Consider the following 26481-nt stretch of genomic DNA (forward strand, 5'->3'; position numbering starts at 1 on the left):
AAATCTTTTGCAGAAGATACTTTTACAAGAAACTCTGCAAAAAGTTTTAGTATCTAACTACTCGATTCGCGACATCTAATGTCTTCAACCTGAAGAGGTCGGCAGGAATTCCATAAGGAAAAGGCCGATAGGTGAAATCTCCTAAGTAAGACAGACCTCCACCTTTCAAAGCTTCTAATTCTTCTAACTCTTCGGGAGTTAATTCCATATCTAATTCTTCGCCTTGAAGATTTTGTACTTGCAGACGATTTTCCATATTGTTCTCCTTGATGTTTATGAAAAGTGCGATCGCGGAAATATCTCAGCAATCATCACTCGTTCAACTTCATAACTATCTGAGGAAATTACGTAAATTATAGGTAACTTGATAAAATTTAATATTTAGAGATGCGTAAATGTTAAAGTCTTGTATTACAGGCATTTTACCCACTAATACATGCAAGTTAAATGCTCATTAGTTGAGTATAAATATATTGAGTTTTCTCAAGCTTGAGTTCAAACAATCACATTGCCGATTTTTCTACTAGCTTAGGAAAATCCCAACGAAACTACATCTAGCATCCACAGATTAGCGATCGCCACTATAGCAATCTCTTATGGATTAATAGCAATTTGATGATTCGCTAATTATTGTGATTGCAATGTCAACGTTTTCTTACATTAAGATTTATTCTCTTTAATTTATTTATTTGATTTACTAAATATAGCTATCATTGACAATGCATATATTTATAGAATAATATTTATTACAGACTCTATTTAGCATGTAGAGGTTAACAAATAATCTCTTGAGAGAATAAAAACAAGCAAAATAATAAAGAATTGGGGTAAAACTAATGAACGCTAAAATTATTGCTGTCTTGGCAATTATGACAGCTTTTGCAAGCTTAGGAAGCCCGGTTCAAGCCCAATCACCAGACATACCTAACCAAAGCTCAGATAACTTCAAATTGACTGGTGATTCTTTAGAGGGAATTGATACTAAAACAGTCCAAGATGCTGATGACTTTGCAGTGTTTTCTAACAATAATCAAAGAGTCAATCAGACTACGGGTAGATTTCCTTTAAACCAAACAATTTCATTGCCGGATACTCCGATTTTATTGCAACCCGCCCAATCTTCCGAAAGCAATGATGGAGTCAAAGTTCTTGTTGGTTCTGATGAATAGGGGATTGGGGATTGGGGACTGGGGACTGGGTAATAGATGTTTGTAATTTCTCCTCCTGCCTGCCCTGCCGCCTCATCTCCCTCATCTCCCTGCCCCCTGCCCCCTATCCTTTATCACTTCGTACACCTGCCAAAATCAATTTGATTGCTTCTTGAGTATACTGCTCTATTAGTTCTGGGCTAAGCAGCTGTAAGTCCGGTCTAATATGCTTGAGATTTTCGTGAGCATTGAAGTATAAAGTACAAACTCCTACTATTTGCAGGGTGACAAAAAACGGATCGAGTTGACGAAAACAACCTTCTGTCATTCCCCGTTCCAGAACTTTAATGATATAACTAAAATTTTCCTGCCAATTCCCCTGCTTGAAATACTTTCCCTGATTTTGGTTTGCTTCTTGAAACCAAAGCATTCCGCGCTGGGGGTGAGCTGCTTCGTAAGCGATCGCTCCTCTAACAACTACTTCCAAAGCTGCCTGTGGTGGTAAATCATCGAGATTTAGCTGCTTAAACCCTTCATACATCTCCACTACCGGGCGTTGTAGAACAGCTTGATAAAGCCCCTCTTTGCTCTGGTAGTAGTAATAAATCATCGCTGTAGTGACACCTGCACCTCTGGCGATCGCCTCTGTCCGCGCTCCATTCAGTCCATGTCTAGAAAACTCCGCTTCCGCCGCATCTAGAATTTGCTGTTTCGTCGCCTCTGCATCGCGCACCTGACGCGGTTTTTTAGATAAAATTTTTGGCTGCGTTGAACGACTCACGGTTCTCCATCATACTAACGAATCATATCTTAACTAAAAATTGTTTAGTAGTTGACAAATCCAGTCAGGTTAATTTAAATTAAATTTAACTAACTAAAAAATTAGTTAACTAATTATATTTAAGGTAGAGACGTAACATTTTTACCTCTCTACAAGGGTTTTGAAACTATGCAAAATTATTTTCTTCATACCTGACTAGACATAAAACTGATGTAGCGGTGTATTAGGCGAAGCCGTAACGCACATATACAAGTGTATGTTGAATTTAACTGACGAATTACGAATTACGAATTACGAATTATTTTGACTTATCTCTCGATAGACATAAATAATTATTGCAAAAATCGCTGAAATTAAAAAGAATTTAAATACTTTGGAGTGCAAAATGGAACCTATTTTACCTGGTGCGCCTTGGCTAATCGCTCACAAATCAATGCTCGGAGTTAATCAACCCAATAAAATTACTTTAAATGGACAAGATTATGTAGTTTGGCAAAATCGAAAAGGTGAAGTATTCGCCATCGATAATATTTGTCCGCATATGCAGGCTCCTTTATCAGACGGTTGGATATGTCAAGAAAGAGATACTATTACTTGTCCTTTTCATGCATTAGAATTTGATGGACAAGGCAGACTCTGCCGAGAAGAAAAAAAAGATACTCAGCCAATTACTCAACCATTAGACTTAATTGTTAGTAACGATTGTATTTGGACTTATGCAGGATTCGAGCCAAGATTACCCATTCCAGATTTACATCAAAGAATTGTAGATGAATATGAATTCGTGGGAGTAAGTGGAGAAAAAAGTATTCAGGGTGACTTCTTGAGTAACTTGATGGTTAACTATGACTATAACCATCAAAATGGCACTCATAAAGAAATGTTTAAAATTACATCATGTAGCGTCAGTTCTTTTGAAGAAAAAGGATATTATGCTCAAGTACAGCAAGAAATTACCAGAGCTGATAACACATTATGTGAAATTATCAAAAATCCACTTTTAGGAATCTTACCTAAAACCCTCAACAACGCACTTGAATATGCTTTTCCTTCAACTACAGTTCTTTTTGCTCAAACACCAATTGGTAAGGTTGCTCAAGTTCATATTCTCTATCCCCAAACAGAAAAAAGTACTAAAACATTTATTTTAATGTATGCCAGAGATGTCAATCCTTTGATGAAATCTCTGTTTAAAAACTCAGTTTTAAAAGCAGCAGCTACAGTTATTGAACAAGATACAACTGCCGTTGAAAGTTTATATCCCAGGCAAAAATCGAAAATTCGGTTGCCCAATGAAGAAATTATGTTTCATGCAGAAAAACTCTATCGAGATTGGTAATTAAGCTTATAGAACCTCTAAAAAGGGATGGAATTTTGCGTTAATTATTGATGGTTAATAGTCATCAGCCAAAGTTTTTTTATAGCGGACTGTTTTAGCTAAAATAATGCAAGAAATTTTGTAGGTTGGGTTTCACTTCGTTCAACCCAACATGGATATTGGTGTTGGGTTTCGTTCCTCAAACGCTACTTGCTACAACGGGGAGAACCCCCGCAACGCAGTGGTTACCCAACCTACGCCTATTCAATCTAATGCACTAAATTAGCTGAAATAGTCTACTACTAAAGATTGTTTATCTTCCATTTCCTTGATATTGACTATGAGTGAAATGAGTTGCAGATGTTTTGAGAATAAGATGATCAATTAAACCGTAGGCTTTTGCTTCTTCAGCACTCATAAAAAAATCACGTTCCGAGTCAAGTTCTATTTGTTCTGACGATTTGCCAGTATTCGCAGCCAATATCTTGTTAATTAATTGACGGAAATATAAAATTTCCTTAGCTGCAATCTCAATATCAGATGCTTTTCCTTGAACACCACCTGATGGTTGGTGAATCATAATCCGAGCATTTGGTAAAGCATATCTTTTACCTTTAGTTCCCGCAGATAGCAAAAATGATCCCATAGAGGCAGCAATGCCAATACATACAGTACATACTTCTGAACGAATTTGATTGATGGCATCATAAATAGCCATTCCTGCTGTTACTGAACCTCCAGGGCTGTTAATATACAATGTAATATCTCGCTCTGGATCTTCCGCATCGAGAAATAGCATTTGTGCAACAATGAGATTAGCTGTGTCGTCTGTGACTTCACTTCGGAGAAAAATAATTCGCTCTGCGAGCAAGCGGGAATAAATATCTAATGCTCGTTCTCCTTTTTCTGTTGATTGAATAATGAATGGAATGCTGTTTTGGGTAGGAAAATTCATATTTTTTGCTCCAAGGAATCAAAAATTTTATATCAATAGACCTCTTGCATAAATATTTTTTTGTTGGGCTACGCCCCGCTTCGCTAACGCGCATATACGCGTTAGCGTTAGCGCAGCGTTAGCGAGTCTTCGAGCGTCAGCGGTAGCGACGAAGGAGCGTCAGCAGCTTCCCGCTTTCTTAGGCACAAAGACGCAAAAAAAGGCGCAAAAATTAAGGCTTTCGCAAGAGGTCTAATATCTCGCGTCAATTCATCTCCAAATTTCGATAGCAATTTGGAGAGAAATGGCTACTGAATAACGTAGAGTTTTAGTGCAATATATGAACGCCTGAACTTGTAAAGTCCTGGATTAAAACTTGCGGTAGTTTTTCTTTGAGTTTATAATCCCAACCACCGTTGATAAAATAACTCAGAATAATGCTATCCAATGCCATGTAATTACCAACAGATATTGATGGAAATCGGATTGTGTAAGTATTCGGTGCTAATGTTGGCGTTACTGCTTTAGACTCATGAACCTGTCGAGGTTGATAAAGGCGTATTGGCTCATGTAATAACTTGTCGTGATGCGTCTCTACAGGTTTGTATCTCAACTGTTTATGCTCTAGTTGAAGTTGAGTACCGCCATCTACAGGTTTTAGTGTCCAAGTCACAATCGAAGGCAGGCTCATCATCTTGTCGTACCAAGTAAAAGCTAACTTTCTAGGTTCATCTAGTTCAATGACCTCACAGTCTATGTTTCCTTCTAACCCCGGTAGTGTTGAATGTTGGAATTGAAATTTATGCCCTAAACGCGGCTCAAAGTCGTTTTCCATTAACCATGCTGCTAATGCTTGACGGTTAGTGAGTACCTGCCAAACCTTCTGAGGAGAATAAGGATAGAACACTTCCATATTCAAGTTTCGGAGCATTAATTTTCCTCCAAATAATTACCAAGGGCATCTAGTTTCTCTTGCCAGAATTGCTCATAATGAGCAATCCAGTCAGATATCTGCTTCAGTGGTTCTGGGTTCAGCCGATACAGGCGCTGTCGCCCTGCTTTCCGCATTTGTACTAAACCTGTTTCACAAAGAATCTGTAGGTGCTGGGAAATAGCTGGTAAGCTCATGGCAAATGGCTCAGCCAGCTGTTTAACTGGCTGTTCTCCAGTTCTTAACAGATCCAATAGTGCCCTGCGTGTGGGATCTGCGATCGCCACAAACACATCCGCACTGGCAGCAGGTCTACTCATTCAGATTAACCATATATTTAAGCAAATGCTTAACTATTTAGATGATATATAAGTAATTGCTTAAATGTCAAGAAATAGGGGTGTGAGGGTATAAGGGTGTGAGGGTGTAGGGGAATCCCCATTATTGGGGTATGAGGGTATAAGGGTGTGGGGTGTAGGGGAATCCCCATTATTGGGGTATGAGGGATAAGGGTGTGGGGGTGTAGGGGAATCCCCATTATTGGGGTATGAGGGTATAAGGGTGTGAGGGTGTAGGGGAATCCCCATTATTAAAGATAAAAAAGGGGATAGATGACATTCGCTGATTGCGAAGCACCCATCCCCAAATAGCTGCCCAGATATCAACCTGGAACCCTATAGTCCGGTATCTAATCAACCTAGTATCAGCCGAGATCTGTTAATTGTCACCAGGATAGATACTGATTTATACCAATTCAAAATTCACGCATTAAGAAATCCAGCTTGATCATGGGTTTCAAAGTAGAAACGCTTCAAAAGCGCGTCTCTACGTGCATTGCCAAAAGCGCCGTCCCATAAGCAGCTTCTGTATATACCGATGCCAACACAGGCACTTTTAAATACCGCTGACGAATAGCAGTCCAAGTGGAATTTGCTGCACCACCCCCAGCAGTAAAAACACTACTCAATTTGTCCGCCCCTAATTGCTGTAATAATTCATATCCTTGGGCTTCTATACGGGCGATACTTTCTAACAAACCATGCAGAAATTCTCTGGGATTTTCCGGGCGTGGTTCTAGTCGCGGTGGTAAATTGGGATCATTAATTGGGAAGCGATCGCCTGCTTTCAACAATGGATAATAATCTAACTTGCTGGCTGTTGATGGATCAATTTCACGGCTGAGGTTTTCTAACTCAACGTCTGTAAAAAACTGCCGTAAAATTGCACCTCCAGTATTAGAAGCACCTCCAGTTAGCCACAAGTCACCGAAACGATGGCTATAAATTCCGAAGCGTGCATCTTCTATACGAGTCCGACTCAATAGTTTTAGCACCAGCGTTGAACCCAAAGAAGTCACCGCTTCACCAGGCAATTTTGCACCACTCGCAATAAAAGCAGCAATACTATCAGTTGTACCAGCACATACCAGACAATCTCGACGCCAGCCGAATTTAGCGGCAATTTCTGGACGTAATTCTGCAACTCGTGTTCCTGGCGGTAAAACTTTGGGTAATTGAATCGGTATTTGCAACGTATTGAGCCATTCTGGATATTTTAATTGCTCTACGTCATAACCCAGTTTTAAAGCATTGTGATAATCGCTAACACCTAAATCCCCGTGCAAAAGAAACGCTAGCCAATCAGCTTGATGCAGAAAATATTTAGCTTTGGTAAAAGATTGTTGTTGTGACATCCACAGCAGTTTTGCCAAACTAGATGTAGCACTTAGTACAGTATGATTAAGTGGCGCTACTGTTACTAAGTATTCTAGTACAACTGCTCCTCGCGCATCGTTATACAGTAGTGGTGCATCTACAGGTTTACCAGCCGCATCGCAGAGTAAGACAGTGGAAGAGGTACCATTGATAGCGATCGCTCTAATTTCTCGCCGTAATTCCTCAGATATTTGTTCTAAAAGCGCAAACAAAGCTTTTTCCCAAGAATAGGGCATTACAGAGGCAAGTGAATCCTCAAAAGCATATCGCACCTCAGCCTGAATACTAGCTTGATCATCAACTACCACGCCGCGTGCGCCAGAGGTACCAAAGTCAATACCCAGATACAAATCCATAATTTATAAATTTTTCTAATGAAAATTCACTAACGCTACTGACGAATCGCTGCTTTTGTTGCATCTTGTAACAAGATATTCCACAAACCAGGCAAAACAAGGAAAAGTAGTAAACGAAACTGTTGAACATTGATTTGAGGTTAGGAGGTTTCAAACCATGTCCATATCAGATACTCAAGTTTACATTGCTTTGGTTGTGGCAATACTTCCAGGATTTCTTGCTTGGCGGTTAGCTACTGAACTTTACAAATAACCTGCGATGTGACGAGGTTAGAAAGCTAACATCCTGGCTATACGGAGTACTATTTTCCAGGGCTTGCAGCTTAATGTTGTAGGTTCTTAGAAGATTTGTACGTAAGTATGCCAGGTTGTTTTTTATCAGTTATTCAAATTTTTACTTTTTTCGCTCAAATCCCCACAATAAGAGACTTTCAAGCCTATTCCCAGTCACCAGTCCCTCCGGGAGCGGGGGCCCCGAGTTCCCTGATCCCCAATTTCCAGCCATAACTGATGCAATTACGTGTAGCAATTTCCTAAAAATGAAGTAATATGTCAGCTAAATCAAGCAGTAATTAAGTGCCAGCGCACTTTTATAATGCTTCTCTTCAATCAGTGAGGCTCTTTTCATTATCATGAATGCGATTCAAAAGTCCAGCCCCCCGCTACAGCCCATACAAGAACGTCGAGTGGTTCCTCGTCCTAAGCGACATCTTCGTCAACGTTCTTATCAAGTGATGGCACTGGAAAGCACAGTCAAGATAGCAGTTAACCTGGTGATTACGACAGCAGCAGCATCTGCTTTAATGCAACTTCTGCCTTATCAGTGGTTACAGCAACAAAAATTGTTAGAAGCCCAGACAGAAGTCAAGCTGATGGAGGGACGCGTTAACAGTTTAAAGGCAGAATTTAGCCGCAACTTTGATCCTAGACAAGCTAAAACTATTATGCAGCAACAAGGATACCGAGTTGACCCTAACCAACGTCAGATCGTACTCATCAATCAAGATGGGGTAGAAGTTGATCAGATCAAGCTATCACCATAAGCTCAATATTAAATCTAGAATTTCGGCTTATTAAGTTACTCGTAATTCTCGTTAAGTATACATTGGGTGTTAATTTATATAATTGCTAACTATCAAATAGTTAATAACTATGCAATTATCATCTACTAGCTATTAGCAATACAGAGACGCTTCGATTCATTGCAAAATGATTTTTGGGAATTTTGAATTCCCTATAGGGTGTAATCTACCAACCAAATGAAAGGGAACGCTTCGACTAAGCTCAGCGCATCGCAGGGAACAGGGAATAGGGAAGACTAGGCTACCCTACGCCCTGTTTTGGTCACGACGCCATTACCAATCAAAATCTTGAGGGGATAGTAGTTCATCTAACCAGGTTTCGATTTGCAGACGCAAGTGACAGCCAGAAACGTCTGTTGTGCTGTCGAGGGATGGTAGTTGATTGAGGGCGCGATGATAATCTGCAATCGCACAGTTCCAGTCACCCCATAGATGATAAGTTCTGCCTCGTTCAGCCCAAATATGACCTGTTAGCTGTCCGAAAAGCAGCGCTACCTCAAAATTATCAATTGCCTCTTCATATCGCCCTAAATCGCGCCAAGTAATGCCTCTGTTAATCCAGGCTCGCACATGGCTAGGATGCAAATCAATCGCTTGATCGTAGTCGGCGATCGCTGCTGCTAATTCTCCACAAGCAGCGTAGTAATTTGCCCGATTGTTATATGCACTCGCTAACTTAGGATTGAGCTGTAAGGCTGTATTGTAGTCGCAAAAAGCTTTTTGGGTTTCACCACTTTGGAAATAAATTAGCCCTCGGTTGTTGTAATCAACAGCGTTCTCAGGATGGCGGTGAATCAATTGGTTTAATAAGGCGATCGCCTCAACATAATCTCCCTTTTGAGCCGATTTCAAAGCACAAGAGCGTAAATAGCTGTCTCCCAAAGCGGACTCACTACTTTTTGCTCTATGCTCTTGATTGATTTTGGTGCTATTTACCACAAGCTCACTATAAATGTTTTGTTGTTCACTGGAAGTTAAAAATGAGTAATTATTCATATTTTTTTGCTTGTTTTACCTACAAGTGCCTTACTACGTATTTGTATCTAAAAGGTCAATTGTAAAGTCTTTATAATTACTTAACCATCAAACTCAGCTAACTAGAAGTTTTTACCCTACACCAATAATTAATCCTCTAATTTAATAATGGATACTTCATCCCTAAGTTAAATTCCAGAAAAAAACAAAAATCAATCTTAGGTAGAAATACTAAATTGAGATAAGTGCTAGGATTTCAGATCCTGAGAAAAAGTGTTAAAGGGAATGGGGAATAGGGAAGAGGACGCGGGGACACGGGGACGCGGGGACGCAAAGAAAATTTCTCCCTCATCCCCCCTTTCAAGGGTAGGTTTTTCATATTCAGTCTGAAAAAGCCTATTTTTCCGTTCCGAAATCTTTCTCCGCGTCCCCGCGTCTCCCCGTCTCCGCGTCAACCAAAATGCGAAATCTAAAAAACCTATCCATAAGAGCCTCATCCCCCATGTTTCTCATCAGAGCGACAACTTGGTAGAATGCCAACAAGCCGTACCTGATATTTACAGAAGAATTCACAAACAAAACAGGCTTGGAGACCTAAGCTGTATACTTAGCCAACTAAAGACGTGCTGTAATTCTGAAATTTTGAGAAATTTTCTAATGACAACTGCAATTTCTTATCCCAATGCCCCAGACCTAGCAGCTGATGATTATGTTGTCATCGGTCTAGCAACCTGTTTCTTCAAAGAAGACGGAGAAGTTCATCAAATCGAAGTTATAGAACCTATCCCCTCTGCTGCTTTAGAAGCGCTATTAAAAGGTATTCCTACCTCCTATAAGCTGGCTTGTGCAACAAATTTAGGAACTTTGCTGGCAGACGATACACTGCTTTTACCAGATGGCTTTCCTACATCGGCTCAGTTTGGAGATGAATTTGTGCCAAGATTGTTTGCAGCAGCTCGCACTTACAAGCGTCGTGAATCTGCAAAGTCCTTAATTCCTTTGGGTACAACTTACACGGAACTGAAGTATTCTATTGAACGCAAACGGGTGTTAAATGCTGCTAGGGTTGTGACAAAAGAAGATAACATCAAACAGCACTCTCACACACACAAAGTTCTTTAATTACAAGCATTATGTTGAAACTTTATGGTGGCGCTTTTAGCCGAGCATCAATCGTTAAGTGGTATCTAGAGGAACTAGAAATTCCCTACGAGTTTGTCACCCTCGATATGCAAGCTGGTGAACATCGCCAGCCTGAGTACTTAGCAATTAACCCAATTGGTAAAGTTCCAGCAATTGTTGATGGAGATTTTCGGCTTTGGGAATCAGGGGCAATTTTGCTATATCTTTTTGATAAATATGGCAAAACCTCTGTTTCTGTGGAGGAACATGCTCTACTTTACCAATGGGTAGTATTTGCTAATGCCAGTCTGGGGCCAGGGATTTTTACAGAAGCCAGTCGAGAGCGGGAAATGCCCCGTTTGTTGACTCCTTTAAATGAAATTCTGGGGCGTCAACCATTTTTGCTGGGCAATGAATTTACCATTGCAGATGTAGCAGTGGGGTCTATTTTGAGTTACATTCCCGTAATGCTGAAGTTAGACTTAAGCGCTTATCCAGCTATTTTGAATTACATTCAGCAGATGTCTGAGCGTCCAGCTTTTCAAAAAAGCATTGGCAAATGAGGTTAGTTGCTAAGCCAATGTGGAGGTAGGGAACAGGGAACAAGCTTCGCTGGGTAAAGGGAAAGGGGAAAGGAACATAGTCCCCAATCCCTACCTCATCGGTAATTGGTAAATTGTAAAGCCACTGGGTAGTCTTCTTGCTTCAACCGTTGAATGATAACTTGTAAATCATCTTTAGATTTGGCAGAAACCCTGACAGCATCACCTTGAATTGCAGCTTGTACCTTTTTGAATTCATCGCGAATCAATTTGGAGATTTGCTTGGCAATCTCTTGACTAATACCTTTTTTGAGTTTGATTTCTTGACGCACACGATTACCGCTGGCTGATTCGATTTTGCCAAAATCGAAGATTTTTTGAGAAAGATTGCGCTTAGCAGCTTTTTCTCGCAGGATGTTGTGGACAGAATCTAAAGTAAATTCACTGTCGGTGCTGACATTAATTACTTGGTCGCCTAACTCGACAGTAGTTTTTGTATCTTTGAGGTCATAACGGCTTTTGATTTCTCGCACAACTTGATCGATAGCATTAACCAATTCTTGTTGGTCAAAGTCGCTCACAATGTCAAAAGAATAAGTAGAAGCCATAAAAAATGTCAAATGTGAGATGTTGGATTTTGAAATTGGGTGTTGGGTATTAGGGACTGGGAACTAGGAAATATCTTTCTTGATACTAATTTACCTAGTTAGTACCCAATACCCAATCCCCGATAGCCAGTCCCTAATCCTCAATTAACCCTTGGCTTGAATGATGCTCAGGATAATGAGAGTGGTAGAGCTAAGGGTGCCAATGGCAAACATGAGCGATCGCAAAAGGGGTATATTTAAGATATAAAAAATCGAGTATAACAAACGAGCCACAACAAAAGCGATCGCAGCCACCACCCCAACTGAAGAATTCACACCAGTGACGTATGCCATTAGTGCAGCTGCGGCAAAAATCATGAACACTTCAAAAGAGTTTTGATGTGCCCAAGTAGCTCTTTGAGCATATGGTGGTAGCTGATCAAAAATAGCTCTAGGGGCAGAAATATCATACCCAACAAGCAAGCGGGCGTAAGCTACCACCAAAAACGGTAGATAAATCAAAATAACACCAGCGGCGATAGAATACAAAAAAATAGTCATTATACTAATTCGTAGTTCGGAATGGACTTCGTCCCGCTTCAAAGCGCGTAATTCGTAGTTAATACACACCAAAAAAGGCTGACTCTAAGCTGTTCAAGGCTTTCCTCTGTTACTCAAAGAATACTTCCTTTTTCAATTTGCTATTACTAATAATTAGTCATTAGTCATTAGTCATTAGTCATTAGTTACTAGCAACTAACAAAGGACAAATGACAAAGGACAAATGACTAATCAAAGTAAAAGAGTGTCACTACTTTTCTTTGTTCTTCTGCGTCTCCACAAGTTTGTAGGAGAGTGCGACTGTCGTGAAATGCAAAGCAAATTAGCTGTTGACAACGGGAGACTATCTCCTTATTGCACAGGTAACTGGCTTCCGCCAATGATAAATTATCATTATTAGGATTTTCAACCAGATGCATTACCTGTTCTAGTTGCTGGCGTGATTCGTAGGGCTGGCGTTCTAGGCTTTGGGGTAAAATTACCGTCAGCAGATTCGGATCAGCCCGCGTTGCTCCCTTGATGGCGGCTGCATTTGTACCTATAGCACCAGAAGTGATGATCCGATTACCCGTTAAAACAAGGGCGTATGTCATCATTTCAATAAGATTTTGATGCGTGATTGGGACGTGACGCGAACCCAGCAAGGCAATTCGTTTGGAACCCGTTTGCTGGATAGTCGCCAGTTCTTGCGCTAATGTATCGAGGTTGATAAGGTCTATTGACTGGCTCAAAGATGAACATGATCAGATTAACGACCAAGTTATTTTACCAAACAGCGTGTAGGTACGAAGCCAACCTTAGTTAGACATTACTATATTTTTTCGATTGTTTTGCTTAGTAGCGCGATCGCTTGTTCGTACCAAGCTAGCCAAGATTGTTCATAGCTAATACCATTCATCAGAGTTAGGTATTGAAACTGTGCCGATTCTGAAAGGTTTTCGGGGTGCTGAAAGTATTGCTGCTCCAAATTCTTGTATGTGGACAATCTCTCTAAATGGGCTTTTTGGTGACGCTCTAGCTCTTGCAAAATCACATTTTTGGGAGCAACGTGGCCAGCAAAAATTTTTACTAGCAAATCTTCTTTCATCGGTGCCAGTTCACAAGGTTGAGCAATCCACTCCTTCAGTTCCTGCTCTCCTAAGTCTGTCACTTTGTAGAGCTTTTTATCTGGGCGTCCCGATTGCAGAATTGTTTCAGCACTAATCCAACCTTGATTTTCCAGCTTTGACAATTCCCGATAAATCTGTTGGTGACTTGCCGACCAAAAAAAGTCCACAGAACCATTAAACCGTTTTGCTAAATCATACCCACTACAAGGTGCTTCAACCAAAGCCGCCAAAATTGCGTGCGCTAAAGCCATAATTTTTAATTCACTACTTCACATATTCAACTAGTTGCATATAAGTTAGTTATGCAACTAATTGCACAATAACGCAGTTCGACAAGGAAGATAAGCTATGTCTCATATCATGTCCGGCTAATCACTTATCATAAAAATTTCTCCCTTGTCCCCGCGTCCCCGCGTCTCCTTGTCCCCGCGTCCCCGCGTCTCCCTATCTCCACGTCCCCTTGTCCCCGCGTCTCCCTTTGTCTTATTTCTGATTGGGATGCGAATTAATCCCAGAAAAGATTAAGCTATTTTTGAGGCAGTTAATACATATAACTGCAAATAATTTTTCAATTTTTAAAAAAGATTAATGAAACCTGAGCATGAGATTAACGAAGCATCGAGAATAGAAGCTTTGCGCCAATATCATATTCTTGATACTGAACCAGAAGAAGCATATGACAATCTTGCTCGCTTGGCAGCATTTATTTGTGGTGTTCCTATAGCTTTGGTAAATTTTATTGATGAAAATCGCCAGTGGTTTAAGGCAAAAGTAGGTATAGAAGTACCAGAAATGCCGCGCGATGTTGGGTTATCTTGGCTTTGTCAAGAAAGACGTGATGTTGTCGTCGTTGGGGATGTATTGGCTGATGAGAAGTTAGCGACAAATCCAGTGGTGACTTCTTATCCTTTTGTAAGGTTTTATGCAGGTGTACCCCTGATAACTTTGAAAGGCGATATAGTGGGAACTTTGTGTGTAATTGACCGGATTCCTCGACAACTCAGTCAACAACAAGTTGATGCATTGGTAGGTTTGAGTCGTTTGGTGATGAACCAATTAGAACTGAGACGTAGCGTAGCTGAAGTATCTCGAATTAGTGAGGAATTGGTAACTCATATTAGCGATCGCAAACAAGCAGAAGCAGAATTAAAACGGCAAAATCTGCGAATGCAACTATTTGCCGAAATCACTCTGAAAATTCGAGAAAGTTTACAGTTAGAAGAAGTTCTGCAAACTACAGTTATGGAGGTGCAAAAATTATTACAAGCTGACCGTGTGTTAATTTTTCGCCTTAGACCTGACGGTTCAGGTACAGTCATACAAGAAGCAGTATTACCTAGTTATTCTGTGGTTTTAGGGCAAACTATTGTTGACCCTTGTTTTAGCGAAAATTACTTAGAAAAATACCGTCAAGGAAGAGTAAATGCAATTACAGACGTTAACAAGTCTCATATTCGTCCTTGTCATCGAGAATTTCTACAGCAATTCGGTGTCAGAGCTAACCTTGTAGTGCCGATTCTCGTCAGAGACGGACTTTGGGGTTTGTTGATTGCTCACCAATGTGATGCTCCTCGAGAATGGAATCACTTTGAGTTGGAATTGTTACAGCAATTAGCAAATCAAATTGGTATTGCCTTATCCCAAGCACAACTTTTAGAACAGGAAACTCGCCAAACAGAGGAGCTTGCTCGTTCCAATAGTGAGTTAGAGCAGTTCGCCTATGTAGCTTCCCATGACTTGCAAGAGCCATTGCGGATGGTAATCAGTTACTTGCAGTTACTAGAGCGCAGATACAAAAACAAGCTGGATGCTAATGCAGATCAGTTTATCGCTTACGCTGTAGACGGGGCACACCGAATGCAGACTTTAATTAACGATTTATTAAACTACTCTCGCCTCAGCACTCGTGGACAGCCATTTGTAGAAGTTGACTGTAATCTGATTTTAGAACAAGCGATCGCTAATCTGCAATTTGCCATTGAAGAAAGTGGCGCAATCATTACTCACCATCCTTTACCCGTAGTCGTGGCTGATGCCACACAACTAACCCAAGTCTTTCAAAACCTCATCGGCAACGCCATCAAATTTCGCCAAGAAAAACTACCGCCACAAATCCATATTGGTACCGTGCGGGGAGATGAGGAAGAGGACACGGAGACGCGAGGACGCGGTGAGACAGCGCTGCAGGAGGGTTTCCCTCCGCAGGCGACTGCGAACCCGAAGGGAGACACGGAGACATCGTCTCTTTCTTTGTGTGCGTCCCCCCCTCCCCCCGTCCCCGCGTCTCTCGTTCCCAATTCCCCACTTTCCACAAAACAAAACGAATATGTGTTCTGGGTGAGCGATAATGGAATTGGTCTGGAACCCCAATATGCTGAACGCATCTTTGTGATTTTTCAGCGCCTGCACGGTAGAAAGAAATATCCAGGTACTGGCATTGGTTTGGCAATTTGTAAGAAGATTATAGAACGCCACAGTGGTCGTATCTGGCTGGAGTCGAAACTCGGACAAGGCTCAACCTTCTACTTTACAATTCCAGATCAAGCAGGTGAACAATCGTGAGTGTTACATCAACGATTATGCCTATTGAGGTTTTGTTAGTAGAAGATAATCCTGGCGATGCCCATCTGACGCGCATTGCGCTAGAAGATAGCAAAATCTCGATTCACTTAAGTCTTGTCGAGGATGGGGTAGAAGCAATGGCATTCTTGCGAAAACAAGAAAGATATACACAAGCACCTCATCCAGACCTTGTATTGCTCGATTTAAACCTCCCCAGAAAAGATGGTAGAGAAGTACTGGCAGAAATAAAAAGCGATGAAAGTCTCAAACGAATTCCTGTTGTGGTTCTCACGACTTCCCAAGCCGAAGAAGATATCCTCAAAGCTTATAATCTTGCTGCTAATTGTTACATTACCAAGCCAGTTGATTTCGATCAGTTCGTTAAAATTGTAAAGTCAATAGAAACTTTTTGGTTTGCGATTGTAAAACTGCCACCGGAGTAATAGCAATGGCAGGCGAATTGCTTAAAGTCTTATTAGTCGAAGATAATCCCGGTGATATCCTTTTATTACAGGAGTTATTGAAGGAAGTCACCACAGCCATAGTTGATTTGGTACCCGCTGAACAACTTGCTGAAGCGCTAGACTGTTTAGCAAACACAACTTTTGATCTCATCTTACTAGACCTCTCACTGCCAGATAGCCAGGGGCTACAAACTTTTGTCATCACTCATCATCAAGCAAAAGCGACTCCAATTATTGTCTTGACTGGTATAGATGATGAAACCTTAGCAATTAAGGCAATGCAAGAAGGAGCGCAAGATTATTTAGTTAAAGGACAAGTCTCTGGCGATTTGTTAGTACGTTCTATGCGCTATGCAATTGAGCGTCAACGAGCCGATGATGCACTGCGACACAGCGAAGAACGGTTTCGGGTTGCCTTAAAAAACTCTCCTATCTTTGTTTATAACCAAGATAGGGAATTATTTTATACCTGGGTTTATAATCCCTTTTTTGGGTTAACGGTTGAGGAAATGTTGGGTAAACGAGACTCGGATTTGCTAGCTGCTGAAGATGCCCAGCGTTTGACAACTATTAAACTTGGTGTGATTAATACGGAAATAGGAATTAGAAAAGAAGTATCTATCACTACTGCAAATGCAACTAAGTTTTATGACTTGACTGTAGAGCCATTGCGAAATGAATCGCAAGCTATTGTGGGTATAACTTGTGCTTGTATTGATATTAGCGATCGCAAGTTAGCTGAAGAAAAAATTCGCGAACAAGCTGCACTACTTGACGTTACCACCGATGCGATCTGTGTCCGAGATTTAAACAACCGCATTTTGCACTGGAACAAAGGCGCAGAAAAAGTTTTTGGTTGGAAAGCTCAAGAAGTTTTGGGTAAAGATGCCACTAAACTTTTATTTGCTGAACCTTCCGCAGATGTGGAAACGGCTTTGTTGCAAGTTATCAGCAAAGGTAAATGGCAAGGCGAATTAACCAAAATTACCAAAATCGGCACAGAAATTTTAGTTTCGAGTCGCTGGATTTTAATTAATGATGAACAAGGAAAACCTAAATCTATTCTCACCGTTGACACGGATATTACCGATAAAAAACATTTAGAAGCGCAATTATTTCGTGCCCAAAGGCTAGAAAGTATCGGCACTCTTGCCAGCGGTATCGCTCATGACCTGAATAATATCCTGACACCAATTTTAGCAGGAGCGCAACTCCTGCCACTTAAATTCCCCGATGCTGATGAGCGGACTCAGCATTTATTAGAAATTTTAGAAATCAATGCCAGACGCGGAGCTGATTTAGTCAAACAGGTTCTCTCATTTGCTAGAGGTGTAGAAGGCAAGCACATTACATTGCAACTCAAACATCTCATTGTGGAAATAGCCAAGGTTCTCAAAGAAACCTTTCCCAAATCTATAGAAATCAGCACAGATTTACCGCAAAATTTGTGGATGGTTTCTGGTGATAGTACCCAACTCCATCAAGTACTCATAAACCTCTGTGTCAACGCCCGCGACGCGATGCCCAACGGTGGTACTTTAAAAATCGTTGCCGAAAATTTGTATATTGATGAAAATTACGCCCGCATGAACCTAGAAGCCAAAATCGGGCCATATATAGTGATTACTATTTCTGATAATGGCGTTGGCATTCCCGGAGAAATTTTAGATCGAATTTTCGAGCCATTCTTCACCACCAAAGAAGTTGGACAAGGCACAGGCTTGGGACTTTCCACTGCACTTGGTATCCTCAAAAGCCATGGTGGTTTTATCAATGTGTATAGCGAGGTGGGACACGGCACAAACTTTAAGGTGTACTTACCAGCAGTTGAGGGTAGAGAAATATCTAGCCTGGAAGATTTGATCCCAACAGCAGGACATAGAGAACTAATTTTAATTGTGGATGACGAATCCGCAATTCAAGAGATTACCAAAACATCGCTAGAGAGCCATAATTATCAAACTCTGGTTGCTAGTGATGGTGTAGAAGCGATCGCACTCTACGCGAAAAACATAGATAAAATTAGTGCAGTACTTATGGACATCATGTTACCATCCCTCGATGGAATCACCGCCATCCGTACTTTACAAACCATCAACCCTCAAGTTAAGATCATCGCTACCAGCGGACTATTGTCCACTAACAAGCTTAACGCCATAGCTAGTATCGGCGTCACAGCATTTTTATCAAAACCTTATACTATTAATGAATTATTGCTAACTTTACAAAAAGTATTGTCTTAGGTGGGGAGTAGGGAGTAGGGAGTAGGGAGTAGGGGATGAGAAAATTGCTATATATACACATTACAAATTCTGGAAATTACCTGGAGACTCTGAATCTATAAAATATGTCCCAAAGGACAAATAGCCCATAGCCAGAATACAAAAATCTAATTCCCCACTCCCTACTCCCTACTCCCTACTCCCCAAATTATTCAGTCTTGCTGTTCGCGGGACTTTGGTACGACTTCCGTTCCAACCTGTTAAGTTGTTAAACCTAGTCGTGCCGCCCTTTCCCCGAACAGCGCCCAGAAGTGTAATTCGTAATTCGTAATTCGTAATTCGTAATTCGTAATTCGTAATTCGTAATTAAAATACATATTCCCCACTCCCCACTCCCCATTCCCCATTCCCCATTCCCCATTCCCCACTCCCCACTCCCCACTCCCCACTCCCCACTCCCCACTCCCTTCATGCTTACCAACCATCACAACCGCATAGAACAAGTGGCGCGTGAAGATTTGGTAATGTTCATTAATGCTTGTCTTGCTTGTACGGGACAGCGTGAATTTTATGATGATGCTTATGGACAACGAGTATCAATTGACTTTTTACATGATTATATTCTCGGTAATTACCGCTTGCTGTATGCCCGCACTTTAGCAGCTGGTGTTAATCACTTTAATCAAGCCCAAATTATTCTCAAGCTGCTGGCGACTGGCAAAGATACACTCCCAGAACATCGCCAAGAGGAAGGTGCATTAATTGCCCATGCCCTCAATGCTTTGCCGCCACAACGAGCGTGGGGTGTGTTGCAGCAGCTGCGTGAACGACGAATCAATAACCGTCGTAGTAGAGCGATCGCTCGTGATTATCTTAGTATGCGACGTGATGTGAGTTTTGATGCTGTTAAGTATCGTAGCAAAGTGCGAGCGATCGCTGTCCATGCACACCTCAAACTCCAAGGTGAATTGGGTACTTTTCTGTTCCGCAACTGGACGCAAAGTATTTACTCAATCGAGTTATTTGAAAATTTCCGTCAAGCACATTACAGCGCTGAAGCTATTTATCAGCTTCCTTTTACTATCGCTGAAGGATTTGCAGTTAAACACAAAGTACCGCGCGAGGTTTTTTTGTCGCGCATTCAACAGCAGATGACTTTGGGTGAAAAGTTGCGTTTGCAAGGTGCAGCAGAACGCACAAATAAAGTTGGAATTAATTTAGATTTGGCTAGCTTGCCCTTGACAAAATTAGCGTTATATACATTGTCTCTTCCTGGGGAAACTAGACAGCAACAGCGTGATATATTAAACCAAGCATTAGAGCGATCGGCAGGATTGGTATTAAAAAAAGCACCTCTACAATTAGGAAAAGTTGCCGCAGTTCTAGATTGTAGCTACTCCAGTTCTGGCTCTAGTGAAAAGCGCCGCCGTCCTTTGGGTGTAGCTTTAGCTACGCACTACTTACTGCAAGTTGCCTCACAAGAATACCGCGCTTTTTGGACAGCACCTGTAGAAGATGTACTGCAAGTACGTCCCCATGGACAGACTGATTTGGCAACACCATTGTTAGCGGCGTTGTCATGGGGTGCAGACTTGATTATCATCGTCTCCGATGGTTGCGAAAACTCTCCACCCAACGGTGCGGCGGAAGTATTGCGAGTATATCGCACTAAATTAGACCCCAAGTTACACACTTCAATTGTTCATTGCAACCCCGTGTTTAATTCTGAAGATTTCTCTTTGCGTAACCTCAACCCCACCACACCCACTGTAGGACTCAGAGACGCAGAAGACTTACCAACAATGCTAGGCTTTGCCCGATTTGCTGAAGGTTCTGCACCTTTATCGGAATTAGAAGCCTACTTAGCTGAACGAGTGCAGCAGATGTTACAGCAAAACTAGTGGACTGTTTCAACTAAAATGTTGCAATAAATTTTCCTGTGGTGTGGACATCTTGCCCTCACTGGACGCGCGAGACGCCCATCCCACAAGATAAAAGCTAATGCACTATTTTAGCCTTGACATGCTACTACTGGAACGACACAGCTAAAACAATGTAATAAGCATTATCGTGGGGTGGGACGAAAAGCCATTGGTGTCAACTTCAGCTAGAAATAGCTTCGGTGTTGACTTCCTCACCCGCCAAGAAATAAATTTCTTGGCTAATAGCTCAAGTCTACTTCAGTAGACTCAAAGTCTTGGGGGATATTCATACCAATTCAAAGAAAATTTGCAACATAATCCTCTTTTATTTAGACGCCAAAACTTGCCGTTTATCGTTTGAGTTTTCAGCAGATAAAATCTGACGAGTTGGAATTTTGATCGCAAACTTTGTTCCTTGTCCGGGTGTAGAATCACACCATATTTTACCGTTATGCCTATCTACTACAATTTGATAGCTGATAGATAAACCTAGTCCTGTTCCTTTCCCTACAGGTTTAGTTGTGAAAAAGGGATCAAAAATACGCGAACACACATCTTCATTCATTCCCACACCATTATCAATAATGTCAATTTCCACTAACTGATGATTAATTGTTTTTGTTTGAATGAGAATTTTACTGTTACTGTGATGCAAAACATCGATCGCATTGCTAATAATATTTAAAAATACCTGATTTAATTCCCCAGCATAACATTCTACTGTTGGCAAATTTTCGTCATATTCTTTAATCAAAGTAATCTCTGGACGTTCAGCAGTAGCCTTGAAGCGACTTTCCAAAATTAGTAATGTGCTATCAAGACCTTCATGTAAATTTACGGTTTTTAAATCTGATTCATCTAAACGAGAAAAGTTACGCAAAGATAGTACAATAGCACGAATTCGTTGTGTACCAGAACGCATAGAAGCTAAAATTCGCGGTAAATCTTCTTGGACAAACTCTAAATCCAAATCCTGCAAGTAATCTTGAAGTTGCTCTGAAGGTTGAGGCAGTTCAATTTGATAAAATTCTAACAAATCTAACATTCTCTGAGTGTATTCTTCGACATGGGGGAGATTGGCGTGAATAAAGTTATTTGGGTTGTTAATTTCATGGGCAATACCTGCCACCATTTGTCCCAAGCTCGACATTTTTTCTGATTGAATTAGTTGTGCTTGAGTACGATGAATAGTTTCAATACTATATTGGATTTTAGTTGCCATCTCATTAAAAGCATAAGCAACTTGAGCGAGTTCATCAGAACCTTGCAAATTTGCCCGTGCTTGTAATTTCCCCTGAGCAAACTCATCGCTCGCAACCACCAATTGAGTAACTCGTTGCGTGACAATGTGGTTAAAAAATAACCACAGCAATAAGCATAAAATTGCTAGCCCGATAATGTAAATTAGTGAGCGACTTTGAGCATCTTGAATACCTTCGGTTTTAGCGGCTGTCAAATCGTAGTCAATCAGCAAAACTGCAACTTGATTGGGAAGTGACTGTCCAGAAAGAAATTTCAATCCTACAGGGTAAATTGCGATAATATGGGTGCGATCGCTAGCAATTAAATTTCTTCCCTTCAAAGTTTTTTGTACATCTTTGATGGTCTGTTGATTTTCTGTGAATGGTGTTTGTGTGATAGTTTTGCCGAGTAGGCCAAACCTAGTAGCAGCAATTACTTGCCCTTTGTCATTGGCAACAACCACTAATTTGATGTTCGGTGCTGTGCCAATGTGATCGACGATTACATCAATACCATTACCAGCTTGTTCTCGATAAAGATATTCTATCAAGCCAGCCGTTTGACTACCTGAAAATGCTAACTCATTGATTGCATTTTTCTCAATACGTCGGTCAGATAAATAAATTTCTGTTTGAAATGAAATTAAACTTAGCACTCCACCAGCAGCTAGTAGAATTACTGGAATCGAAAATTTCAGCGGGAATGGGAAGTTTTTCATTTTTAACTACTTACATATTGATATCTTTGACAAGCTGATCAGTAAATAATGAGTCTAGATTAACTGTTTGTTTTAAAAGTTTATGAGTGAGTAAAAATTGCGATAAACGTTTAGCTCCTTTCTCTAAAGTAGGATCGGTTTTACTTAAAAATTTTTTATTTTCTTCTAAAGTAAAGAAGCGAATACCTTTGAGAGATTTAGCTAATTCTTCAGTGCTGATTCCTTGACGTTGGATCATGCGTTTGGCAGCATCATCAGGGTTTTTCTGTATATACTCAGTAGCTCGAAACCAGGCTTTTGCTAAAATTGCTAGCTGCTTTTTATGGGTTTCTAACAGTTTGGCATCACCAACAATTAAATCTACAATCTCCCCAGGAATTTGACTACTATCAAACATCAGTTTAGCTCCAGTTGATAGCAGTTTAGAACGAGTGGGTTCGTAGGTGACTAAAGCATCTATTTTCTTTTGTTGGAATGCCTTTTCCTGCTGTTTAAATTCTGTATTCACCAGTTCTATATCTTTTTGAGATAAACCAGCTTTTTCTAAGGCATGGGTTAGTACTAACAAGCCAAAGGTGGAGGTTTCCATGCCAATTTTGCGTCCTTTGAGTTCTGAGAGAGTTTTGATTTCTGGTTGAGCAAGCATGACATCACCACCGTTAGACATATCAAGTGCCATGATTGCTCGTAAATTAGAATTAGATTCTGCAAAAGTTAGAGTTGTATCAATGGTCGTGGTGATTAGGTTAACTGAACCATTACGAAAAGCCCGATCCGCTTCCGCAGCAGCAGAATACTCCACCAGTTGCACTGGTTGTTGCTCGAAGTAACCCAAATCTCGCGCGAGATATAAAGGCTCAAAGCCTAGCCAAACATCTGTGCCAATGCGTAAAGTCGCTAATGGTGCGTTGGTACAAGCAGCGAAAATAAAACAGCCAAGGGTGGTTGCGATCGCTAATGCCCAAAATCTCAGTATTGTACTCAATTTTTTCATCGAATCCAAAAAAAAGCTTGATTTAGTCTTCCCAAATTGGATCAGAATAATCGCAAACACACAGTTGACCAGATAGGATAGATGTGTGCGATCGCTCCTACTGAAAAATAAATTTATTTTGGCGTTGCATAATTGCGGGATGATTTATCGGGCTACGCCCCGCTACGCTAACACGCAGAGGCGCAGAGGCGCAGAGAGAATAAAGAGTTTGAGATTTCCATCCATCAGATTTCATCCTATGATTCAGCAACGCCTTTATTTTCGGTTGATTTTATGAAGACGCCTCAAGATTTTTCGTTCTTAGGGGAAAGAGAGGATCTAGGGTAAAAACTCAAAAAGTATTGGATCAGAGCTAATGCTGAAACAATAAAAGTAGACGCTAGAGCTACATATAATTTATGACTGAACTTCCTAATACTCTTGAAGACGCAATAGTCCAATCTCGCACAGCTTGTCAAGCAGCCTTGGCAGATGGTTGTACTCGCTTACAGGTTGAGTTCCTGTTTCCAGAACTTAAACCTCTGCCTGTGGCGGAACAATTTCTGCCGCTATTTGCTGAATATGATTCCCGCTTGAAGGTATTCTTCGCTGATGCTGGTGCTGCTGCCCTTGCCCGTCGTGATTGGGTGGATGCACCGTTTAAAATTTTGGATATTGGTACTGCAAGAGCTGCCTCTCTACAGTCAAAAATCCAACCAGAGGATGAAATTTTCTTGTTTGTAGCCCCGACTTCCGTAGAATTACCACAACTAGAAAAGCTATGTCAAGAAATAGGCGATCGCCCTGTGATCATTTTAAATCCTCGTCTGGAAGATTCCGGGATTGTGGGCATTGGTTATGCAGCCAGACAAACCCGCCAACGTTTCCTCAATATCATTGAATCCTGTTATTATTTGCGTCCTGTAGATGATGAGACTGCTGTATTTCGCTGCTACCCAGGACAATGGGAAGTTTGGGTAGAAACCAATGGTGAATATCAAAAAATTGCTGAATTACCCAAAAAACCATCAGGTGATGACTTAGATTTGATTTTGATGCAAGGACAGCCGCAAGCAACAAATGCTGTACCCGCGAAAAAACCCAATGTATTTAAGAGCTTACAACGATTTTTAAAGGCGTTGAGTAGTTAGAAAAAACAGAGGTAGTGGGGTATTTTATGATCTGCTACCTCGTTTGAGCATCTGAGATTACTGGGTGTAGAAAAAGAGCAATCTCTATACCTATCTATGCATATCCGAGAAAAGACTTATTAATAAAACGTTACGAAGTTTAGTAGAATGACATCATTCCACAAATAAGTATTTTTTCCTAAGAGCATGATAGCGGATCAATTTCCTTGGTTAACCGCGATCGTTCTGCTCCCATTAGTTGCATCTTTCCTCATTCCCGTGCTGCCTGATAAGGAAGGCAAGCTCGTGCGTTGGTATGCTTTGGGTGTAGGTATCGCAGACTTTGCATTAATGTGCTACGTTTTTTGGCAGCATTACGATGCCAGCAATGCAACTTTTCAACTAGTAGAGAATTATGCTTGGATACCTCAATTGGGTTTCAGCTGGGCAGTTTCAGTAGATGGAATCTCAGTTCCTTTGGTACTTCTGGCAGGATTAGTAACAACTCTTTCCATGTTTTCGGCGTGGCAAGTTGATCGTAGACCCCGCTTATTCTATTTTCTGATGTTAGTGCTGTATTCAGCGCAGATTGGAGTCTTCGTTGCCCAAGACTTGCTGTTATTCTTCATCATGTGGGAAGTCGAACTGATTCCCGTATATTTATTAGTTTGCATTTGGGGCGGACAAAAGCGGCGTTACGCAGCTACCAAATTCATCCTATATACAGCGGCAGCTTCCATCTTCATATTGATAGCAGCACTGGCGATGGGATTATACGGTGGTGGCGCTGTTACTTTTGATATAGCTGCGTTAGGGATGAAAGATTACCCAATAGGGCTAGAACTACTGCTATATGCAGGATTATTGATAGCCTTTGGTGTCAAGCTTGCTGTTTTTCCCTTGCATACTTGGCTACCTGATGCTCATGGCGAGGCTTCTTCTCCCGTATCAATGGTACTGGCGGGTGTGCTACTCAAGATGGGTGGATACGGACTAATTCGCCTCAATCTAGAGTTACTCTCCGATGCACACGTTTACTTTGCACCAGTGATAGCTGTTTTGGGGGTTGTCAACATTATTTATGGTGCATTAAATTCCTTTGCTCAGACCAACATGAAGCGTCGTCTAGCATATTCTTCAATTTCCCATATGGGATTTGTGCTGCTAGGTATTGCGTCCTTCACAGATTTGGGAATCAACGGTGCAATGTTGCAGATGATTTCCCACGGTTTGATTGCCTCAGTGCTATTCTTCTTAGCAGGTGTGACTTACGATCGCACTCATACAATGGTGATGGCAGATATGGGAGGTATTGGTCAGGCAATGCCGAGAGTATTTACTTTGTTTACCATTAGTGCAATGGCATCCTTAGCCCTGCCTGGGATGAGCGGTTTTGTGGGTGAACTCTCGGTTTTCTTGGGAATCACAACCAGCGACATTTATAGTTCCACATTTTGTACAGTTACCGTTTTCCTCGCCGCAGTGGGAGTCATTCTCACACCAATTTATTTGCTTTCGATGTTGAGACAAGTATTTTACGGTTCTGGTAAAGTACTCACCTGCAACATCAACAATGCAGGCTCAGAAAATCAAGAAGACGAAGGCACAGTTTGTTTTGGCACAGATTGCCTCCTACCCTCTCAATCAGTTTATGACGATGCCAGACCGCGTGAGGTGTTCATAGCTGCCTGTTTTCTCATCTTGATTATTGGCATTGGATTCTACCCCAGAATGGCTATGCAGATATACGATGTCAAAACTGTGGCGGTGAATACTCAAGTTCGTAACTCATATCTTGTGATTTCACAAACCAACCCCCGCATCTATGCTGGTGGCTTCTCGACTCCCAAAGTAGCGGCTGATATAGCTACCATACAATCAAGGACTTTCAAATCAATAAATATCCCATCGATTTGAAGGCAGGATGCAGGTGTAGGTTTTTAATATAAAGTTGAGGCAGTTGTTCATGGGGGAAACCCTCATGAACAACTTCCGTCAGCTCGCAGGTTTCCCCCTGGTGACTTTGCGCTCAATCCCCATTACAAAACTTAATTACGAATTATTTAAAAACTTATCCTTAGCAGAAA

Annotated in this window: 25 protein-coding genes; 12 read left to right on the forward strand and 13 right to left on the reverse strand. The window is 41.1% G+C overall.

What is annotated here, in order from left to right; genetic code table 11:
- Positions 1-46: 46 nt before the first annotated feature.
- Positions 47-256, reverse strand: coding sequence for a hypothetical protein (locus AC5JMF_RS27765; protein ID WP_495798933.1), 210 nt, complete (start codon positions 254-256; stop codon positions 47-49).
- Between the two features lie 580 nt (positions 257-836).
- Here AC5JMF_RS27765 and AC5JMF_RS27770 point away from each other — a divergent pair.
- Positions 837-1169, forward strand: coding sequence for a hypothetical protein (locus tag AC5JMF_RS27770; protein WP_495798934.1), 333 nt, complete (start codon positions 837-839; stop codon positions 1167-1169).
- A 103-nt stretch (positions 1170-1272) separates the two neighbouring features.
- Here AC5JMF_RS27770 and AC5JMF_RS27775 read toward each other — a convergent pair whose 3' ends face one another.
- On the reverse strand, positions 1273-1929 hold the full coding sequence (locus AC5JMF_RS27775) for a TetR/AcrR family transcriptional regulator (protein WP_495798935.1): 657 nt from the start codon (positions 1927-1929) through the stop codon (positions 1273-1275).
- 385 nt (positions 1930-2314) lie between these two features.
- On the opposite strand from AC5JMF_RS27775, the gene AC5JMF_RS27780 reads away from it, so the two are divergent.
- Positions 2315-3268: a Rieske 2Fe-2S domain-containing protein gene (locus AC5JMF_RS27780; RefSeq protein ID WP_495798936.1), complete on the forward strand. Its 954-nt coding sequence runs from the start codon at positions 2315-2317 to the stop codon at positions 3266-3268.
- Positions 3269-3560: 292 nt separating this feature from the next.
- On the opposite strand, the gene clpP is transcribed toward AC5JMF_RS27780, so the two are convergent.
- The 4 genes from clpP to AC5JMF_RS27800 form a co-directional block, all read right to left on the reverse strand.
- On the reverse strand, positions 3561-4202 hold the full coding sequence (clpP, locus tag AC5JMF_RS27785; RefSeq protein ID WP_495798937.1) for an ATP-dependent Clp endopeptidase proteolytic subunit ClpP: 642 nt from the start codon (positions 4200-4202) through the stop codon (positions 3561-3563).
- 307 nt (positions 4203-4509) lie between these two features.
- A complete protein-coding gene (locus AC5JMF_RS27790; protein WP_495798938.1) occupies positions 4510-5112 on the reverse strand; it encodes an SRPBCC family protein in 603 nt (200 codons plus the stop codon).
- Positions 5112-5432 carry an ArsR/SmtB family transcription factor gene (locus AC5JMF_RS27795; RefSeq protein ID WP_495798939.1) on the reverse strand — a complete coding sequence of 107 codons (321 nt, stop codon included), beginning with the start codon at positions 5430-5432 and terminating at the stop codon, positions 5112-5114. Before AC5JMF_RS27795 ends, AC5JMF_RS27790 begins: the two co-directional genes overlap by 1 nt.
- Before the next feature lie 491 nt (positions 5433-5923).
- Positions 5924-7183: an FGGY-family carbohydrate kinase gene (locus AC5JMF_RS27800; RefSeq protein ID WP_495798940.1), complete on the reverse strand. Its 1260-nt coding sequence runs from the start codon at positions 7181-7183 to the stop codon at positions 5924-5926.
- 157 nt (positions 7184-7340) lie between these two features.
- Here AC5JMF_RS27800 and psaM point away from each other — a divergent pair, with 157 nt between their 5' ends.
- Entirely contained in the window at positions 7341-7436 is a 96-nt protein-coding gene (psaM, locus tag AC5JMF_RS27805; protein WP_495798941.1) for a photosystem I reaction center subunit XII, read from the forward strand.
- 379 nt (positions 7437-7815) lie between these two features.
- Entirely contained in the window at positions 7816-8226 is a 411-nt protein-coding gene (locus tag AC5JMF_RS27810) for a slr1601 family putative cell division protein (protein ID WP_495798942.1), read from the forward strand.
- A gap of 312 nt (positions 8227-8538) precedes the next feature.
- Here AC5JMF_RS27810 and AC5JMF_RS27815 read toward each other — a convergent pair whose 3' ends face one another.
- On the reverse strand, positions 8539-9261 hold the full coding sequence (locus AC5JMF_RS27815; protein WP_495798943.1) for a tetratricopeptide repeat protein: 723 nt from the start codon (positions 9259-9261) through the stop codon (positions 8539-8541).
- Between the two features lie 636 nt (positions 9262-9897).
- On the opposite strand from AC5JMF_RS27815, the gene AC5JMF_RS27820 reads away from it, so the two are divergent.
- Both AC5JMF_RS27820 and AC5JMF_RS27825 read left to right on the forward strand, forming a co-directional pair.
- Positions 9898-10362, forward strand: a complete 465-nt coding sequence (locus AC5JMF_RS27820; protein WP_495798944.1) for a hypothetical protein — start codon at positions 9898-9900, stop codon at positions 10360-10362.
- A gap of 11 nt (positions 10363-10373) precedes the next feature.
- Complete coding sequence (locus AC5JMF_RS27825) at positions 10374-10925, forward strand: glutathione S-transferase family protein (RefSeq protein WP_495798945.1); 552 nt, start codon at positions 10374-10376, stop codon at positions 10923-10925.
- 95 nt (positions 10926-11020) lie between these two features.
- Here AC5JMF_RS27825 and AC5JMF_RS27830 read toward each other — a convergent pair whose 3' ends face one another.
- The 4 genes from AC5JMF_RS27830 to AC5JMF_RS27845 form a co-directional block, all read right to left on the reverse strand.
- Positions 11021-11512 (reverse strand): YajQ family cyclic di-GMP-binding protein, encoded by a 492-nt coding sequence (locus AC5JMF_RS27830; RefSeq protein ID WP_495798946.1) that lies wholly within the window; start codon positions 11510-11512, stop codon positions 11021-11023.
- 144 nt (positions 11513-11656) lie between these two features.
- Positions 11657-12052, reverse strand: a complete 396-nt coding sequence (locus AC5JMF_RS27835) for an MAPEG family protein (RefSeq protein WP_495798947.1) — start codon at positions 12050-12052, stop codon at positions 11657-11659.
- A gap of 227 nt (positions 12053-12279) precedes the next feature.
- Positions 12280-12783 (reverse strand): DNA recombination-mediator protein A, encoded by a 504-nt coding sequence (locus AC5JMF_RS27840; RefSeq protein ID WP_495798948.1) that lies wholly within the window; start codon positions 12781-12783, stop codon positions 12280-12282.
- Between the two features lie 80 nt (positions 12784-12863).
- A complete protein-coding gene (locus tag AC5JMF_RS27845) occupies positions 12864-13412 on the reverse strand; it encodes a PadR family transcriptional regulator (RefSeq protein WP_495798949.1) in 549 nt (182 codons plus the stop codon).
- Positions 13413-13749: 337 nt separating this feature from the next.
- Here AC5JMF_RS27845 and AC5JMF_RS27850 point away from each other — a divergent pair, with 337 nt between their 5' ends.
- The 4 genes from AC5JMF_RS27850 (at position 13750) to AC5JMF_RS27865 (ending at position 20310) form a co-directional block, all read left to right on the forward strand.
- Positions 13750-15723 carry a GAF domain-containing sensor histidine kinase gene (locus AC5JMF_RS27850; protein ID WP_495798950.1) on the forward strand — a complete coding sequence of 658 codons (1974 nt, stop codon included), beginning with the start codon at positions 13750-13752 and terminating at the stop codon, positions 15721-15723.
- Positions 15724-15740: 17 nt separating this feature from the next.
- Positions 15741-16166: a response regulator gene (locus AC5JMF_RS27855; RefSeq protein ID WP_495798979.1), complete on the forward strand. Its 426-nt coding sequence runs from the start codon at positions 15741-15743 to the stop codon at positions 16164-16166.
- A gap of 5 nt (positions 16167-16171) precedes the next feature.
- Positions 16172-18430 carry a PAS domain-containing hybrid sensor histidine kinase/response regulator gene (locus AC5JMF_RS27860; RefSeq protein WP_495798951.1) on the forward strand — a complete coding sequence of 753 codons (2259 nt, stop codon included), beginning with the start codon at positions 16172-16174 and terminating at the stop codon, positions 18428-18430.
- 449 nt (positions 18431-18879) lie between these two features.
- Complete coding sequence (locus tag AC5JMF_RS27865) at positions 18880-20310, forward strand: hypothetical protein (RefSeq protein WP_495798952.1); 1431 nt, start codon at positions 18880-18882, stop codon at positions 20308-20310.
- A 346-nt stretch (positions 20311-20656) separates the two neighbouring features.
- Here the strand turns inward: AC5JMF_RS27865 and AC5JMF_RS27870 are convergent, their stop codons facing one another.
- Both AC5JMF_RS27870 and AC5JMF_RS27875 read right to left on the reverse strand, forming a co-directional pair.
- Positions 20657-22291: a sensor histidine kinase gene (locus AC5JMF_RS27870; RefSeq protein ID WP_495798953.1), complete on the reverse strand. Its 1635-nt coding sequence runs from the start codon at positions 22289-22291 to the stop codon at positions 20657-20659.
- A gap of 10 nt (positions 22292-22301) precedes the next feature.
- Positions 22302-23285, reverse strand: coding sequence for an ABC transporter substrate-binding protein (locus tag AC5JMF_RS27875; RefSeq protein WP_495798954.1), 984 nt, complete (start codon positions 23283-23285; stop codon positions 22302-22304).
- A 398-nt stretch (positions 23286-23683) separates the two neighbouring features.
- On the opposite strand from AC5JMF_RS27875, the gene AC5JMF_RS27880 reads away from it, so the two are divergent.
- Positions 23684-24415 (forward strand): DUF1995 family protein, encoded by a 732-nt coding sequence (locus tag AC5JMF_RS27880; RefSeq protein WP_495798955.1) that lies wholly within the window; start codon positions 23684-23686, stop codon positions 24413-24415.
- A 186-nt stretch (positions 24416-24601) separates the two neighbouring features.
- Positions 24602-26311: an NAD(P)H-quinone oxidoreductase subunit 4 gene (locus tag AC5JMF_RS27885; protein ID WP_495798956.1), complete on the forward strand. Its 1710-nt coding sequence runs from the start codon at positions 24602-24604 to the stop codon at positions 26309-26311.
- Positions 26312-26481 lie beyond the last annotated feature (170 nt).

It is taken from the genome of Desmonostoc vinosum (genome assembly GCF_059505385.1).

Bases quoted from the DNA above. Each gene is read 5' to 3' on its own strand.
- AC5JMF_RS27765 (WP_495798933.1), bottom strand. From the start codon at position 256: ATGGAAAATCGTCTGCAAGTACAAAATCTTCAAGGCGAAGAATTAGAT.
- AC5JMF_RS27770 (WP_495798934.1), top strand. From the start codon at position 837: ATGAACGCTAAAATTATTGCTGTCTTGGCAATTATGACAGCTTTTGCA.
- AC5JMF_RS27780 (WP_495798936.1), top strand. From the start codon at position 2,315: ATGGAACCTATTTTACCTGGTGCGCCTTGGCTAATCGCTCACAAATCA.
- clpP (WP_495798937.1), bottom strand. From the start codon at position 4,202: ATGAATTTTCCTACCCAAAACAGCATTCCATTCATTATTCAATCAACA.
- AC5JMF_RS27790 (WP_495798938.1), bottom strand. From the start codon at position 5,112: ATGCTCCGAAACTTGAATATGGAAGTGTTCTATCCTTATTCTCCTCAG.
- AC5JMF_RS27795 (WP_495798939.1), bottom strand. From the start codon at position 5,432: ATGAGTAGACCTGCTGCCAGTGCGGATGTGTTTGTGGCGATCGCAGAT.
- AC5JMF_RS27800 (WP_495798940.1), bottom strand. From the start codon at position 7,183: ATGGATTTGTATCTGGGTATTGACTTTGGTACCTCTGGCGCACGCGGC.
- psaM (WP_495798941.1), top strand. From the start codon at position 7,341: ATGTCCATATCAGATACTCAAGTTTACATTGCTTTGGTTGTGGCAATA.
- AC5JMF_RS27810 (WP_495798942.1), top strand. From the start codon at position 7,816: ATGAATGCGATTCAAAAGTCCAGCCCCCCGCTACAGCCCATACAAGAA.
- AC5JMF_RS27815 (WP_495798943.1), bottom strand. From the start codon at position 9,261: ATGAATAATTACTCATTTTTAACTTCCAGTGAACAACAAAACATTTAT.
- AC5JMF_RS27820 (WP_495798944.1), top strand. From the start codon at position 9,898: ATGACAACTGCAATTTCTTATCCCAATGCCCCAGACCTAGCAGCTGAT.
- AC5JMF_RS27825 (WP_495798945.1), top strand. From the start codon at position 10,374: ATGTTGAAACTTTATGGTGGCGCTTTTAGCCGAGCATCAATCGTTAAG.
- AC5JMF_RS27830 (WP_495798946.1), bottom strand. From the start codon at position 11,512: ATGGCTTCTACTTATTCTTTTGACATTGTGAGCGACTTTGACCAACAA.
- AC5JMF_RS27835 (WP_495798947.1), bottom strand. From the start codon at position 12,052: ATGACTATTTTTTTGTATTCTATCGCCGCTGGTGTTATTTTGATTTAT.
- AC5JMF_RS27845 (WP_495798949.1), bottom strand. From the start codon at position 13,412: ATGGCTTTAGCGCACGCAATTTTGGCGGCTTTGGTTGAAGCACCTTGT.
- AC5JMF_RS27850 (WP_495798950.1), top strand. From the start codon at position 13,750: ATGAAACCTGAGCATGAGATTAACGAAGCATCGAGAATAGAAGCTTTG.
- AC5JMF_RS27855 (WP_495798979.1), top strand. From the start codon at position 15,741: ATGCCTATTGAGGTTTTGTTAGTAGAAGATAATCCTGGCGATGCCCAT.
- AC5JMF_RS27860 (WP_495798951.1), top strand. From the start codon at position 16,172: ATGGCAGGCGAATTGCTTAAAGTCTTATTAGTCGAAGATAATCCCGGT.
- AC5JMF_RS27865 (WP_495798952.1), top strand. From the start codon at position 18,880: ATGCTTACCAACCATCACAACCGCATAGAACAAGTGGCGCGTGAAGAT.
- AC5JMF_RS27870 (WP_495798953.1), bottom strand. From the start codon at position 22,291: ATGAAAAACTTCCCATTCCCGCTGAAATTTTCGATTCCAGTAATTCTA.
- AC5JMF_RS27875 (WP_495798954.1), bottom strand. From the start codon at position 23,285: ATGAAAAAATTGAGTACAATACTGAGATTTTGGGCATTAGCGATCGCA.
- AC5JMF_RS27880 (WP_495798955.1), top strand. From the start codon at position 23,684: ATGACTGAACTTCCTAATACTCTTGAAGACGCAATAGTCCAATCTCGC.
- AC5JMF_RS27885 (WP_495798956.1), top strand. From the start codon at position 24,602: ATGATAGCGGATCAATTTCCTTGGTTAACCGCGATCGTTCTGCTCCCA.